Source organism: Chengkuizengella axinellae (genome assembly GCF_030730905.1).
Classification (GTDB): Bacteria; Bacillota; Bacilli; order Paenibacillales; family KCTC-33759; genus Chengkuizengella; species Chengkuizengella axinellae.
Map to the genome: position 1 here is coordinate 37,572 of NZ_JAVAMP010000003.1, position 15,495 is coordinate 53,066.

Annotated in this window: 16 protein-coding genes; 6 read left to right on the forward strand and 10 right to left on the reverse strand. The window is 31.9% G+C overall.

What is annotated here, in order from left to right; genetic code table 11:
- Positions 1-280 precede the first annotated feature (280 nt).
- From Q5Y73_RS09695 to Q5Y73_RS09715, 5 genes are all read left to right on the forward strand, one after another.
- Positions 281-859, forward strand: a complete 579-nt coding sequence (locus Q5Y73_RS09695) for a 7TM-DISM domain-containing protein (protein WP_305991693.1) — start codon at positions 281-283, stop codon at positions 857-859.
- Positions 860-1,024: 165 nt separating this feature from the next.
- Positions 1,025-1,603 (forward strand): hypothetical protein, encoded by a 579-nt coding sequence (locus Q5Y73_RS09700; protein ID WP_305991694.1) that lies wholly within the window; start codon positions 1,025-1,027, stop codon positions 1,601-1,603.
- A gap of 50 nt (positions 1,604-1,653) precedes the next feature.
- Positions 1,654-2,229, forward strand: coding sequence for a hypothetical protein (locus Q5Y73_RS09705; RefSeq protein ID WP_305991695.1), 576 nt, complete (start codon positions 1,654-1,656; stop codon positions 2,227-2,229).
- Positions 2,230-2,324: 95 nt separating this feature from the next.
- The gene (locus Q5Y73_RS09710; RefSeq protein ID WP_305991696.1) at positions 2,325-2,909 is read left to right on the forward strand and encodes a hypothetical protein; all 585 of its coding nucleotides are present in this window, start codon (positions 2,325-2,327) and stop codon (positions 2,907-2,909) included.
- Between the two features lie 102 nt (positions 2,910-3,011).
- Entirely contained in the window at positions 3,012-3,602 is a 591-nt protein-coding gene (locus tag Q5Y73_RS09715) for a hypothetical protein (protein WP_305991697.1), read from the forward strand.
- A 92-nt stretch (positions 3,603-3,694) separates the two neighbouring features.
- On the opposite strand, the gene Q5Y73_RS09720 is transcribed toward Q5Y73_RS09715, so the two are convergent.
- The 7 genes from Q5Y73_RS09720 to Q5Y73_RS09750 form a co-directional block, all read right to left on the reverse strand.
- Positions 3,695-4,327, reverse strand: coding sequence for a response regulator (locus Q5Y73_RS09720; RefSeq protein WP_305991698.1), 633 nt, complete (start codon positions 4,325-4,327; stop codon positions 3,695-3,697).
- Positions 4,324-6,090, reverse strand: coding sequence for a sensor histidine kinase (locus Q5Y73_RS09725; RefSeq protein ID WP_305991699.1), 1,767 nt, complete (start codon positions 6,088-6,090; stop codon positions 4,324-4,326). The genes Q5Y73_RS09720 and Q5Y73_RS09725 overlap by 4 nt, the downstream gene beginning before the upstream one ends.
- On the reverse strand, positions 6,074-7,216 hold the full coding sequence (locus tag Q5Y73_RS09730) for a DUF5305 family protein (protein ID WP_305991700.1): 1,143 nt from the start codon (positions 7,214-7,216) through the stop codon (positions 6,074-6,076). Before Q5Y73_RS09730 ends, Q5Y73_RS09725 begins: the two co-directional genes overlap by 17 nt.
- Before the next feature lie 29 nt (positions 7,217-7,245).
- A complete protein-coding gene (locus Q5Y73_RS09735) occupies positions 7,246-8,058 on the reverse strand; it encodes a COG1470 family protein (RefSeq protein WP_305991701.1) in 813 nt (270 codons plus the stop codon).
- 533 nt (positions 8,059-8,591) lie between these two features.
- Entirely contained in the window at positions 8,592-8,918 is a 327-nt protein-coding gene (locus Q5Y73_RS09740) for an ArsR/SmtB family transcription factor (protein ID WP_305991702.1), read from the reverse strand.
- A 136-nt stretch (positions 8,919-9,054) separates the two neighbouring features.
- Entirely contained in the window at positions 9,055-10,113 is a 1,059-nt protein-coding gene (locus Q5Y73_RS09745; protein ID WP_305991703.1) for an oxidoreductase, read from the reverse strand.
- Positions 10,114-10,176: 63 nt separating this feature from the next.
- Positions 10,177-10,989 (reverse strand): polysaccharide deacetylase family protein, encoded by an 813-nt coding sequence (locus Q5Y73_RS09750; RefSeq protein ID WP_305991704.1) that lies wholly within the window; start codon positions 10,987-10,989, stop codon positions 10,177-10,179.
- 156 nt (positions 10,990-11,145) lie between these two features.
- Between Q5Y73_RS09750 and Q5Y73_RS09755 the strand changes: the two genes are divergently transcribed.
- Positions 11,146-11,700, forward strand: a complete 555-nt coding sequence (locus tag Q5Y73_RS09755; RefSeq protein WP_305991705.1) for a superoxide dismutase family protein — start codon at positions 11,146-11,148, stop codon at positions 11,698-11,700.
- Positions 11,701-11,846: 146 nt separating this feature from the next.
- On the opposite strand, the gene Q5Y73_RS09760 is transcribed toward Q5Y73_RS09755, so the two are convergent.
- The 3 genes from Q5Y73_RS09760 to Q5Y73_RS09770 are packed head-to-tail and all read right to left on the reverse strand — an operon-like array spanning position 11,847 to position 15,495.
- Positions 11,847-12,944, reverse strand: coding sequence for a YheC/YheD family endospore coat-associated protein (locus Q5Y73_RS09760; protein ID WP_305991706.1), 1,098 nt, complete (start codon positions 12,942-12,944; stop codon positions 11,847-11,849).
- Complete coding sequence (locus Q5Y73_RS09765) at positions 12,941-14,119, reverse strand: YheC/YheD family endospore coat-associated protein (RefSeq protein ID WP_305991707.1); 1,179 nt, start codon at positions 14,117-14,119, stop codon at positions 12,941-12,943. Before Q5Y73_RS09765 ends, Q5Y73_RS09760 begins: the two co-directional genes overlap by 4 nt.
- The gene (locus Q5Y73_RS09770) at positions 14,116-15,495 is read right to left on the reverse strand and encodes a YheC/YheD family endospore coat-associated protein (RefSeq protein ID WP_305991708.1); all 1,380 of its coding nucleotides are present in this window, start codon (positions 15,493-15,495) and stop codon (positions 14,116-14,118) included. Before Q5Y73_RS09770 ends, Q5Y73_RS09765 begins: the two co-directional genes overlap by 4 nt.

Sequence of the window (15,495 nt, forward strand, 5' to 3'; positions counted from 1 at the left end):
TAGGAAAGTATAACTTTCCTACGTCATTTTTGGCTCATGGCCCTTTTCATTTTTGTGGGTTATAGATAAAGTATTTATCTATTTTATAGTATGACGACATCAAGATACTGCACTCTATAGGACAATATGGACTCATACGAAAGTGTAATCTTTTTTTATACGATTAGATACTCAAAAGCTATTCTAATGAGGGGCGTGGAATATGTTGGGTCTGTCTATACTATTATTAGCAGCTGCGGTACAAAACAAACTACAACATTTACGAAGGGAGGAGAAATATATGAAAAAAGCAATATTAGTGATCGCATCACTTTTAGCAGTATCGAGTGTGATGGCGGCAATGGCCTTTAGCAGTGCTACAGTGAAAAATGATGCAAACTTCACAATTACAAATACAGATGAAGCATTATTAGCTGTTTCAACAGGTGAAGGAGGGCACAATGCTGCTTATTATGAGGAAGCTAATGATGGCGCACGAGTACTGAAAATTGATTTTGATAGAGGACATGAAGGTGACTTTGGCTTACAACCTAATAGTGAATACATTTGGGAAGATTTATTTGAAGTTACGAATAACTCTGAAAACCAGTTGGATTTCGTCATTGGATTTTTTCCAAATGGTTACACCTACTTAAAGGATGCGGATCTGTATGTGAAATCGGATTCTGGAGAATGGAAGAGGATTGATTCAGGAGATAACGGTGATCCTCACTCAAATAATTCTAAACTGTACATTAATCATATCAATCCCGGTGATTCACGATCCTTAGATGTAAAAATTGTACAAGGTGAAGGTCATGATGGTGGATTTTTTGGAGAGCAAGATTTTGAGATTGTGGTAAGTACAAGGGAAAGATAGACAATGTTACTCTTTTGAGTACATTTAAATTCTACTAAAGTAGAACATCTCTAGTTCTATAGAATACCTAAAAATCGGTTATAAGGTGGAAGATTATACATAATAGTCACTACCTATAATAAATAAAGAAAAAATATTAATGGGAAATTTCATAGGAGGAAAAAAATGAAAAAAGCTTTATTAGTAGTCGCATCTTTATTAGCAGTATCGAGTGTAATGGCAGCAATGGCTTTTAGTAGCGCAACAGTAAAAAATGATGCTAATTTCTCAATCGTGGATACAAGTGGAGCATTACTTGCTATTGAAGCAGGAGAGCATCAAGCAGCTGGATATGAAGAAAGAAATGATGGTGCAGAAGTTTTAGTTATTGACTTTGATAAAGGGAAAGATGGACAAGAATATGGTCTACAGCCAAATAGTGAGTATACTTGGATAGATTTATTCAAAGTGACAAATAATTCCGAAAATTCAGTAGATTTAACAATTGATTTTGAACCTTCAGAAAGTGAAGACGATAGAGATCTTACAGATGCGGATGTAGAAATCGCAGTGAATATTGACGGGAATTGGAAACAAATAGATGGATCTGACAACTCTATTACAATTCCTAATGTTGATCCTGGAACTTCTAAATCTATTGATGTGAGAATCATTCAAAATCATGATGAACAAACAGAGGGTGAATCTGGAGATGATAATGGTTTAAGAAACTTCCAGATTGTAGTTAGTGCAGAGTCGAATTAATTATTAAGAAATAAAAAATAAAAATGGTAATTTCCTAGGAGGAATCTAATATGAAAAAAGCTTTATTAGTAATCGCTTCTTTATTGGCAGTATCAAGTGTAATGGCAGCAATGGCATTTAGTAGTGCAACAGTAAAAAATGACGCGAACTTTACAATTCAAAATACAAGTGAGTCATTATTAGCTATGAAAGCAGGAGATCATGAAGCAGCATACTATGAAGAAGCAAACGATGGTGCAGAAGTTTTAGTTATTGACTTTGATAAAGGGAAAGACGGACAAGAATTTGGTTTACAGCCAAACAGTGAGTATACTTGGTTAGATTTATTCTCTATTACGAATAACTCAGAAAACCCAGTAGATTTGACAATTGACTTTGCACCTACAGGAGATGGACCTGATTTAGCAGATGCTAGATTAGAAGTGAAAGTGAATACAGGCAACGGGTGGGTTGCAATTGATGGAACTAACGAACTAAAAATTAATGGAGTAGCTCCAGGAGAAATGGAAAACATTGATGTACAAATTATCCAGAACCATCCTGACCAAGATGGAGCATCTGACGGGAATCCGGATTCTATTAAAGAGTTCCAAATTGTTGTAAGTGCAGAAACTCAGCAGGAATAACAACTACGTACCATACTTAAGTGTATGGTAGATTTCACTAAAATAAAGTTATGTTTATAAAATTAAAAATGGTAATTTCCTAGGAGGATATTAAAATGAAAAAAGCTTTATTAGTAATCGCATCTTTATTAGCAGTATCTAGCGTAATGGCAGCAATGGCATTTAGTAGTGCTACAGTGAAAAATGACGCAAATTTTTCAATCGTAGATACAAGTGGAGCTTTACTAGCTATTTCTGGAAACGAAGATCATGCAGCAGTAAGTCATGATGAAGCTAATGACGGTGCAGAAGTATTATCTATTGACTTTGATAGAGGGAATAATGGTGACTATGGTCTACAGCCAAATAGTGAATATACTTGGAATGAATTATTCGAAGTAACTAATAACTCAGAAAATCCAGTAAAAGTATCTATTGATTTTTCACCTTCTGAAAATGGTCAAGCAGATTTAGCAGATGCAAGAATGGAGTTAATGGCTAAACTAGGAGAGAACATGGACTGGCAGATTGTTGATGGCGCTAGTGATGTTTTTGAATTTGGAACTCTTGGTTCTGGTGAATCCTTTGATGTTGATGTGAAAATTGTACAAGATCATGGAGACCAAGATGGTGAATCTGATAATAACATCGATGATGCTATTAAAGAATTCCAAATCGTTGTTAAAGCTGAAGTAGAGTAATATATTATATTTTAATGATCAAAGTCTCCTGAGTTAAAACCTCTCAGGAGACTTTTTTAAGCGTAATAATTCGTAGATTTTAAAAAATGGAGGAGAAAAACAATGAAAAAAATCATATTATTAATCGCTTCAGTTTTAGCAGTATCAAGTGTAATGGCAGCGATGGCATTTAGCAGTGCAACAGTGAAAAATGATGCTAATTTTACAATCGAAAATACAGATAGTGCCTTATTAGCAATTATGAAAGGTAATCATGCCGCAACTGATTATGATGAAAGAAACGATGGAGCAGAAGTACTGACAATTAATTTTGACAAAGGGTATTTTGGGGATTATGGGTTACAACCAAATAGTGAATATACGTGGTTAGATTTATTTAAAGTTAGAAATAATTCTGAAAATACAGTGAATTTAAAAATTGACTTTTCACCTTCTTTTATTCAACGTATTCCTGACTTAGCTGATGCGAATATGGAAATCGCAGTGAATGTGAATGGTGAGTGGAAGAAAATAGATAATCGTAGAACAGATTCTTTTGTTATGATTGAGAATGTACAACCAGGTGATGTTAATTCTATTGATGTAAAAATTATCCAGGATCATCCTCGTGACCAACGTCGTGGAGAATCTGGAAACTGGGATGGGCTGAGAGAATTTCAAATTCTAGTAAGTGCAGAAGCGGTTACAAATTAATATATAAATAGTTATAAAAAGTGATCCGAGTTTATCAACTCGGATCACTTTTTAAATGTAATGAAAACTATTATTTTTTCTTTTGTTATCTACTAATGCACTGCATAAGTAACTAAACCTTTTGAATTAGCATATAGAGCTGCATTTGTTCGATCAGATAGTTCAAGTTTTGCTAGGACTTGGCTTACGTGTTTTTTTACTGTGTATTCAGTCACAAACAATTTTGACGCTATTTCTTGGTTAGACAATCCTTTGCCAAGCTCCTTTAAAACTTCTAATTCTTTAGGTGTAAGATCATCAAATGTATGGTCTGTATCGTGGTCTGTAAGCATTAATTCAAATATATTTGGATCGTAGTACTTTCTTCCTTGAATCACGATTTGCATAGCATGAAACAGTTCCTCAGGTAGTGCCTCCTTCAGGATATAACCGTCAACATTGCTTTCTTTGGCTCGATGAATGTCTTCTTGATTTGCAGAAGAAGTGAGAACGATAAATTTACATTGTATACCTAGATCACGCGCCTTCCCAATAAGATCGAGTCCATCTTCATTTCCTAATTTTAAGTCTACTAAAGCAACATCTGGATTGGTTTGCCTAATTAATTGTAGAGAAGTAATAATATCGGATGCCTCTCCTAAACACTCAAAGGAATCATTTAAAGATAGTATTGTGGATAATCCACTTCTAACCAATGGATGGTCATCAATAATTATAACCTTCATTCACCGCTTACCTCCTGATTGATTAACTTTTGAATTTGAGGGATGGTAATTTGAATTTGTGTTCCTTGGTTAATTTGACTTTGGAAATCAATGGTTCCTCCTAATGAATGAACCAGAGATTTCATATTGTAAATTCCAATACCAGCGTTTTTATTGGAATGATTACCGATGATTTTAAATCCTTTACCATTATCTTTAATTTCAATATAGATTTGCTGATTGATATGGATATAAACTCCCAGTTTACTGCATAAACCATGTCTGGTCGCATTACCAGTAGATTCACAAATTAATCTGTATATTATATTTTTAATGTATACAGGGATGGTTTGCTCGTCTCCGAAAAAGTGATAATCGACTTCAATATGGTTTAATTTTTCTAAAGCTTCTAAATAGGTTTTAATCTTTGCTTCAAATAAATTTTCTCCTCTTTTTTTGGAACTTAGATTATAAATGGTAGATCTTAATTCTTTGTTTGCTTCATTCGTAGACTGAATAATGAATTGAAAATCTTTTTTGATTTGTTCAGTACTCATTTTGTCCAAATTTTTGCTCAAGGCATGAAGTGCATATACGATGCTGAACAACCTTTGAGAAATATTGTCATGTATTTCGTTAGCAATGCGGTTTTGTTCCCCAGAAATAAGCAATTGATAAGTAACTTCTTCAAGATGTATACGTTCAAGTACTACTTTGCATAATTTGGATAGAAAGACCAATTCACGTTGATATGGGGTTAAATCATCATGAACGATGTTTTGATTTTCAATCCCAATTAAAACTTCATGTTTTGATGATTGAATGGAAATAATAGAAAACTTTCGTTTTAATAGAGTAACTTCAACCATATTAGTATTTTTTTGGTGCTTATTCCAGTTTGATTGGATCTCATGAATAATTTGAATTTGACCTTTATACTTTTTTGATTCATTCCCCCTTATTTCAAATGAAAATTCTTCCGTATCAATTTGTTTGGTAATGATAAATGAACAAGGTGTTTTAGTTAATTTAACAGTATAATCAGTAACTACTTTCAAAAAATTGTTTAGGTTTTTTTGTGAAGTAAAACTTTCTACAATTTGATATAAAGACATGACATGTTTAATGGCTTCATTTGTTTTTTGATTGGCTTTTTGTAATTTTTGATTTGTGAAAATTAACTTTTGACGTTGTTTTTTTAATAGAATAGCTTGATCATGCAGCTCTCTAGTGAAATTTGAAAATAATTGAACTGCAATCGTACTGAGAATAAGAACTAGATAAAGATAAGAATTTTCGATAATTAAATTTGTGATTTTAAGACCTAGACTGTTAAAAAAGTTAAAGGTAATTAAAGTTGAAGCACACATATACATCATTAAGGTAAACCAACAAAACAAAGGTGATAAATAACTAGCTGCAACCATAACAGGGTTCAAAGCATACCAGATAAATGAACTTTCAACACCTTGTGTTGGAATTAAAATAAGGACAATTCCAAACGATTCTATTAAAACCATTGATCTAATGAAAGGTTTATTATCTTGATATAAAAGTAATAGTTTTGTAATCATCAAAGCCGCGATGGACAGTGAAATAATCACTCCTAATTTAAGCAGCATGGGTGATTTAGGCGTACCAATTAAGTAAAATATAGATGTAAAAAATAAAGATAGATAACGATAAACGATCAAGATTCGCTCAGTGCCGTAGTTACTCTTTAAACCTTCTGAATTAGAAAAATTCAGCTTATCATGTAAAGGGGGGTTAAGTTTTTGGTACATAAGAAAATTCCTGTCCCTTGGTAGAGTATTTTGCATTATTATCTTTGTTATAACCTATATAGTTGTTTGCATCATAGCTGTATATGTATTGATCATCTATCAAAAAGTACATCGTAGTATTTTTAATACCATCATGAAATCGGAAAATAGGAAGATCTTTTTCATCAACAATTTGCATGAGTGCTTTCATAGATTCAATTTTTAGCATAGATTTATTTAATGTGTTCACTTTTTCTTTTACATTGATAAACCGTTTTGTATACTTTTTATCAATCTTTGTGGCCTCGGAAATCGATTTTCTCCTATGTTTGAGTTTATTCTGTATGTAAAGAAGAAAGTATAAGATAATACCGAAGGATAAGACCGAAAAGAAAACTCGCAACAAAGGATAAGGAATATTTAAACTTATGAGCTGAAAATACTGAGGAATAACTGTTTTGTTTATAAGTGTTTCCTCTTCAAGAACTTCATTGCTTTCGACGAACTTAATGTTGTTTGTTGTATATTCAAAATTAATATATGCTTCTGAGTTTAAAGGAATTTCGTTGCTATTGTAGTTAATTACTCCACTTAGATTAGGCACGATGTTTAATTGATAACTGCTAACACTGATGCCTGTTTCTTCCTCAACACTTTCTATAAATGAAATGATGCTTTCAAGGTCTATTTTATATTCGTCATTTAATAAAAGCGTCTCATTTTCAGGTGTTTCTGTTAATGATGCTTGTCCAATTGAAGTTAAAGGGATTTCCTTCTGCCATAATTCTTTAGCTTTTATGACTAATTTGACCTGATTATTATGATCGATTTCAACTGGTTGGTTGACTGATACACTCGATTTAATATGTATTAGGATGGATTCAGTGATTTTTGGTAAAATTGTAATTCCGGGATCTATAGTTCCGCCATCAGGATATAAAATGTTAGGAATAATGTTTGCTTTATATTCAAAACTTGTAGATTGAACGATTTTATTGTCAATAGATTCTTCTACAATAGTAGTAGGTTGTAAAAAGCTATAAACTGTAAAAATGATAGAAATGAATCCTAGGACGAATAAAATGATTTTAAATTTAATAGAATGAAAAAAATGAAAGTTTTTAAATTTATGGATGATAATATTCATTACAACTCTCCCCGATAAGAATTTAGTACTTATTCATCGTTATTGTCTTGATCATCATCTTTTTTATCGTTATCATTGTCATTTTCTTTGTCATCATCTTTTTTATCTTTTTCATCGTTATTGTCTTGATCATCATCTTTTTTATCGTTATCATTGTCATTGTCTTTGTCATCATCTTTTTTATCTTTATCATCGTCGTTGTCTTGATCATCATCTTTTTTATCGTTATCATTGTCGTTCCCTTGCTCATCATCTAGCTGGTTATCATTGTCGTTCCCTTGTTCATCACCTTGTTCATTATAATTGTCATTCCCTTGTTCAACATCATTCTGATTGTCATCGTTTTCATTCCCTTGTTCATCACCTTGATTTTCATCGTTTTCCTCTTTTTCTGGTTTTTCTATCTTAAGATCAATCGTTGTTATAAACTTGGCTTCACCATTTGACCAGGTGGCTTCAATGGGAAATTCAATATTAAATTCTTCACCATCAGCTACTTCACCAGTAACATCAATAGAAAATTCTAGTTTTTTTGTCTTTCCAGATTGTATGCTTTTGTCTTTCAAAGAGATTTCAATATTTCCTGTTTTAACAGGGTCTATATCATTAAAATTAATGGTTTGATCTGTATGATTTGTAACTTTGATTTTAAACTCTTTGTCTTCATCAGGATTGATGGTTTTTTCTATTAAATTAGGTACTGTAATAAGACTGTTTTCTGAATTCGTGATTGTAAATGATGCCTGATTATCTACCTCAGCTTTTGTATAACTTGAAACTATTGAAATGATCGAAACGGATACTAAAACTAGCAGTATGAATATAAGTGCTTTTTTTAACATCAAAAATGAACTCCTTTTCTTCAATCTCTTAAATAAAACACTAGGATCATGTTTTGTCTTAGTAAGTATAAAAGAATCTAGTTATAAAAGTCTGTCGATTTATACTAATGATCTAAAAAAAATATTCTTTGTTTTTTTATATTGTTTTGCCGAACATTGTAATGATCTCATCTTTTTTTACTAAAAATACCATTTGAAACTCGAAAAATGAAAATCTATTTAAACAAATTTGTACAAAAAAAATCATAAGGACAGAATTTTCGTTTTCAATGGGTAATTTATTAATTATATTATGGTCAAATATAGTGGGGATCATACCTGAAAATCAGTTAAAAGATAGGAAATAGTATAATTAGACAAATTAAATGAAGAGCTTAACATGATATAACAGCAGATAAACGCAAAAAAACTGAAGTTATGTGTACTGCATAGACTCCAGTTAGAGTTGAATATTGTTTGAAAATATAGTTTCTGTTGTAATAAAAATAGTTCCATAGAATATAGACAAAGTTGCTTTTCTTAGGAAATTTTAATCATGAGTTTGCGGGTTTAAATAAACAGCATAATTCCTCAGATAATATATGATTGACTTCTTTCATATTGATTTCGTAATAACTCCAAGTACCTTTCGTTTCCTTTATAATGATATCTGCATCTAAAAGAATTTTTAAATGATAAGACAGCTTTGATTGTGGCATCCCTACGATAGGAACCAAATCACATACGCAGGTAGAACCTTGCTCTGTAAGTATGTTCATGATCTGCAACCTTTTTTTGTCAGCTAAAGCTTTAAACTTTTTCTCGTATTTTTCAAAAGATGCTTCGAGTTGAGTTTCTATTAATGGAAGTTCTTTTAACATGATATTTCACCTCTTAAATCAATTATACTTGATCTTATCACGATCAACAAGCTGTAGACTCCATCTTCAAGAGGGAGTCTTACAGCCTGATTTTTCCTGATAAGGTCATCTAACTTTCAGCGGGATATAGTTCACTTTATGAAAAATAAAATGGAATCGTACTCTCTTTGTTTGCGCTCTCAATAGCCAACTCAATAATCCGAATACTATTAAATACATCACTTGGGTCTACCAGAAGTGTTTTTTTCCTACAAATTACATCATGTATATTGTTGTAAAACTCCATATAACTTCCCTTTGATGATTCGATCTGCCCTCTAAAATGAAGACCCTTTATATCAGTGTTAATAGTACCCCAAATTTTAGAGTTTTCTATTCCGTATTCATCATCACTAGGAAGCATCCCACTTTTTAATTGTTCTTCCTGAGGATCGATACCGTATTTAACAAATGATCCCTTTGAACCATGTATGACATAGCGAGGACCTGGTTCTCTAACAAGCATTCCTGCTTTAAGAATAACCCTTCGATTTTTATAGTTTAATCGGATATCAAAGGAATCCGTTGTTTTTGACACCGATCTTTGCATAGATACATCGGCAGTGATGGAGTCAGGTAAACCAAACAAAGTTAAAGCTTGATCAATTAAATGAGGCCCTAAATCATAAAGAATACCCGAACCAGGTCTGTTCTCTTCTTTCCAAGAACCTTTTAATACATTTCGATATCGATCATAATGAGCTTCGTATTCTACAATTTCGCCTATCAAATGTTGGTTGACAACATGTTGAACTGTTAAAAAATCGCTGTCGAAGCGTCTGTTCTGATATACACTTAATATCAAATTATTCTTTTTTGCTTCATTCATTAAATCTATTGCTTCATGGGATGTTACAGTGAAAGGTTTTTCAACAATGACATGCTTTTTTGCTAACAATGCTTTTTTTGCCATGCTGTAATGAAACTCATTTGAAGTCGCTATAATAACTAAATCAATAGTTGGGTCATCAAGTAATAAATCAAACTGATGAACAACATCGACATAAGGGTAAATTTTTTTTGAATTCTGATGTGAACGTTCAACTACTTTAGATAAATGAAAGCCAGAGTGGCAATGTATAAATGGGGCATGAAATATTTGTCCCGAAAAACCGAAACCTACTAATCCTACATTAATCTTTTTATGAATCTCCATGTTTTGCTCCCTGTAAATAAGTATTTCATATATTCTAAAGTATTGGGAGTAGAATGTGAAGTCCTAAGGCAGACTGATACCTTCTCTTTGGTCGCTAATATGCAACAATTCAGATACTGTAACAAAATTCATTCCCTTTTCCTTTAATTGAGGAATAATTTGATCTAAAGCTTTAATGCTATAACTTAAATCAACACCTCCATAATCACCACCATGCATTAGGATAATAGCGCCTGGATGGATAGAGGAGACAACATTTGTGGTGATTTGATAAACGGATTTTGTAGTCCAATCATGAGAATCTACTGACCAACCTACAACGAAATAATTCAATTCCCCTAAACTCTCTACTAAATTGCCATTTAACTTTCCTAACGGTGCTCTAAACAACCTAGGCTCATATCCTACAATTTGTTTTAATACTTGACTAGTTTTTAAGATTTCCTCTTGAAATTTCTTATTTCCTTTAATATGCAGGTTTGAATGTTTATAAGTGTGGTTGCCAATATTATGTCCTTCCTTTTGAATTCGTTTTACAATTTGAGGATGTTTTTCAGCCTGTTTTCCTAATAAGAAAAAAGTTGCTTTTACATTGTGTTTTTTTAATACATCTAAAATTTGAGGGGTGAATTTTTCATCTGGACCATCATCAAATGTAAGCACAATTTCATTTTTGCTATCAGTACCAAAATATGCAACAGTTTCGGGGTATTGTTTTTGTAGGGGGTATGTAAATAAAGTTGGATGTTCACCATCCTTTGCAGTGCTTTGTTCTGATGCTTCAATCATTAGCTGATTTGGATAGATACAGATTAGAATGGATAATCCCCATATAATGAAAATGTTTGCAACCCATTTTTTAGTGAATTTATTCACAGTACTCAATATCCTTTCTATTAATTTTAATACTTCATTTTATTATGAGTTTATTTTAACTTTATTATCCAGTTGTTGTTGTCTTAATACAAAGATAAGGAGGTATGGTTTTGGATGATAATGGAGACTATGTTTAGAAGAAAGAGGTGATTTAATATGATTAGAAAAAGTAAGATTATCATGCTTATATCGGTCTTTTCAGTGATCATTTTACTTTCTTGGTATGTTTCATCAAATCAAATGGAAAGTGTAGATGTGATAAGTGAACCTATAACGGTTGAATTTATAAATGAAGCAGGTGAGCAAATTGGAAAAGCACTTCTAGCGGAGGAGAATGGGGCAGTTAGTTTAACAGTTAATGTACATGGATTATCTCCTGGAGAGCATGGTTTTCATTTTCATGAAGTAGGTGTATGTGAAAAACCTGAATTTGAATCTGCAGGTGGACATTTTAATCCAGCTGATAAAAAACATGGTTTTAATCATCCTGAAGGTTATCACGCAGGCGACATGAAAAATGTATGGGCAGATTCAAATGGAGAGGTAAACTCAACATTAATAGTAGATCATGTGAATTTAGAAGAAGAGGGAAACCATTCATTATTAGATGAGGATGGTACTTCTATAGTGATTCATCAACTTTCCGATGATTATATATCAGACCCATCCGGGAATTCTGGATCAAGAATAGCCTGTGGAACTATAAAGTAAATCTAAAAATCAATAATAAAACATGAAGCAGTTCCTCTGCTTCATGTTTACTTGCTCTTTTAGAATTTATCGCCTTTAAGGCTCGCCAAATAGGCGAGTTGCTTTAGTGAATGACCTATTATTTATCACCTTTGAACAATGTTTAGTTAATTGTTCTTATTGTCATATAGCCAAAGTGCATATTCTAATGGTTTAACGATAGCTTTTGTATAAGTCTTATCTTCTCCAATTTTGGAAAATGCTTTCCTGCCTGGTTTTGAATTCACTTCTAACAGCCAAATTTTACCTGAATGATCCACTGCTATGTCCAACGCAAGTTCACATAATTCATAACCTTGAGATTCAAATTCATGTACAATTTCATGACTGATTTCTTCCATATTTTGTTTAATGCGATTAATTTGATCATTTTCAAACCAATGACTTAATAATTGATCAGCTGGAAGAGCCGAACCGCCACCATGTAAATTTGAAGTAACACTTCCTTTTGGTCCCATTCTGCCAACACAACCAGTTAAATTCCATTGACCAGCTTCGTCCTTTTGAATTAGCAATCGATAATCATGTACTCGACCATTATCTAATTTAAGATCAATGCCTTGTTGAATCATGTAGGTTTTTATTGAATTTAAACTTTTACATAATATTTTTAGTTGAGATTTATTTACCTGTTGGGATGGAATAATTTTTCGATTGTGTTTTCTTCCTTGTATAAGGAACTTATGATCATTCAGTTTTTTTATTTTAAGAATACCCGTTCCACCTGTACCCTTGATAGGTTTATAAAAAGCTATTTTTGATTGATCCATAAATTTTAACACATCATCAAATTTATTTTCTAATGTACATTGAGGTAGTACATTTTTAATTTTATTATTTTTTGAAAGCTTTTGATGTACAATCCATTTGTTTGCAAGTGGACGGTTTAAATAAATCAAATCAGGGTATTTATTTCTAAATTTTTGTACCTGTTTAAAACGTGGTGATCCTTGAAATCTACATCTATCAAAAATCATATCTGGAATATCAGTCCATTTTCGAATCCATTTAGCTATTTTTTGATCATAAAAATAAGCATGTATTTTATTATTTTTAACATCTACATTTTCTGGTGTAAATACGAAAATATTCAAACCCAGCTTCTTACCATATAACAATAATTTTTTTAAATAGCTCCTTTCCTCAAATTGTTTTTTAGAGTTGATATATATCGTCATAACACCAAGAGAAGGTTTGTTTTTCAATTTCTCTTCCTCCTTTTAAGTTTACGTGTAGATGTATTCTTTCTATGTTTCATTAAATATTGACTGTATTTTATTATATTGACAAGAGATTGATCTCTAATTTGTGGTTCATCAAATTTCATTGGTTTTGAATTGGCCTCAAAAAACCAAATGCCACCATTCTTGTCTATACCTAAGTCCATAGACATTTCTCCTAATTGATAAGTCGACGCTTTTTCAATTTGTTTACAAATGTTCAAGGTTGTGTTTCTAACTTTTTGTAATATTTGAGTTGCTTCCTCTACACCAAAAAAAGAGGTTAAAAGTTTTTGGGGATCATCAATTCTCCCCCCTCTTGGTACATGCGTAGTAATGCTTTTTTCCCCTGCAACTCTTGCCCCAATTCCTGATATATTCCATATACCACTACCATTTTTTTGAGCGAGAACGCGTAAATCGAAAGGATGCTCATGGTTTGTAGCTAATTCGATTCCTTGTTGAACGATGTACTCTCCGCCAATTATGTTTTTTTTAATCTCTTTATTTAATTCTTGGAGTGTATTAAATTGATAGGTACCTATCGTTTTTTTTCCTTGTATTTTTAATTCGTAGGTAAAATCACTTTCTACATTTTTTTTAATTCTCATAATGCCACTTCCAGCTTTGCCTTTAATAGGTTTGATATATAAAGTGTCAAATTTTTTAAACAAGTTGTTTATTTCCTTGAACCCTATTAGTTTTTGAGTTAGTGGGACATATACTTTTATTTTTTTTGATTTTCTTAACCATTTAAATAAACTCCATTTATTAAAAAAAAAGGGGTTGAATACATGAATGTGTTTATGGTTTAAACAATTTATAATTAAACGTTTTGTTTCTGGTAAAGACTCGAGTTTGCGATTAGAGATTCGATTATATAAAACGCTTGGTATTGGTATTTTTTTTGTGTTCCATTGATTTTGATTTTCATCGTAATAGTAACCATTGATTTTATTTTGATTTAATTTTAAATCTTTTGTGGTAACGACATAAACCTCTTGATTGAATTGACGACCTTTAGCTATAATATCGATAAAGTTTTGTTTCGCACCGAAAAAATCGCTCTTTTTTTTTGATAGTGTTAAAATACCAATAATAGATTTTGGTTTTATTTTATTTTGAGAAACCTTGGATGACTTTCGTTTTTTTCTATTCATATTCTATTTACTTCCCTTCTTGTATTACGCTGATTGCTTAAATAGAAGCAATAGTCAAAGATGTATCGAAGCTGATCTGAACTTTGCGTTTTTAATGAAGGATGTTTAAAGATAGAACGTCCCGGTTTTGAATTCACCTCAATCATCCAAATTTTTCCTTGCTTATCAATTCCGATATCAAATCCAAGTTCTCCAACAAGATATGGTAGTTTACGTTCAATTGCTTCTGCCAACTGAATCGTTGTTCGTTTTGCATTTTCATATATTTCTTGGCTTTGGGAAGAAGTGAATACTTGTTCAAGAGTATCTAAAGAATTCATGACTTGCCCACCCATTTCCACATGTGTAGTTACATTACCTCTACCAGCTTTTTTTGCAGCATCTCCAGCAACGACCCATTCATTTTGTCCATTTTTATTCAAATGAAGGCGGAAATCGATAGGATGCTTATCTATTTCAATTAAACGAATCCCTTGCTGTATAACATAATTTTTATGTGTTTTTCTTTGGTTAATAAACTTCATTAAACTTGAAAAATTTGTAAAACGCAACAAGTGATTTTTATTTATTTTTCTAAACCTTATAAAATAACCATTCTTTGGATGATAAGTAATTCGAGAAATTCCTCTACCAAAACTGCCTCTTGTTGGTTTTAGGTATATAAACTGATGTTTTTCTAACATTTTTTTTATTTCTTGAGATGAAGTGCTGATATGTGTCTCAGGTAAATGATTTTGCGCTTCTAACGTTCCATCTAACAATTGATACATTTCTCCTTTGTCAAAAAAACCCCAATTAAATATAGATTTGTTATGTTTTTTGAAATGATCCAGCAACATTTGCATAGACTTCGTTTTGTGGGAACTTCGGCTTTTTAATTGATTGTAAATTACATCAGGTAGAGGAACGACTTTCTTTTTCCATTGATTCCGAGAATCTATGAAATATGCAGTAACAGTTTCATCCGTCCAGTTGATGTCAGATAGTCCGAAAGCAAAATAAAATGCTTTGTTTGAACCTCCTTTTAAATATTCTTTGATTCTATAAGTTCGTTTTCCAAATGGTAAATGGAGAGTACGTTGATGGATAAGGGATAAAATACCGATTAAAGGACCCAACTCAATTTCGTCATCTTGATTTAGAGAAATATAACTTTGCCCTTTTCTTGGTAACTTGAGCGCTTGTTGAATCGATTTTGGAATGAACAAATGTTTCCCTTTTTTTCTCACTCTTTTAATTTTTGTTTTAATTCTTTTTTCCCCAAGTTTTAACTTAATGGGTTTTGTTTCATCTATGTTTAATTCTCGCATCAAAGAATTAGATATATAAGTGTCTTTTTTATCAGTAAAATGAATCGTGCCTGTAGTCAAACTCAT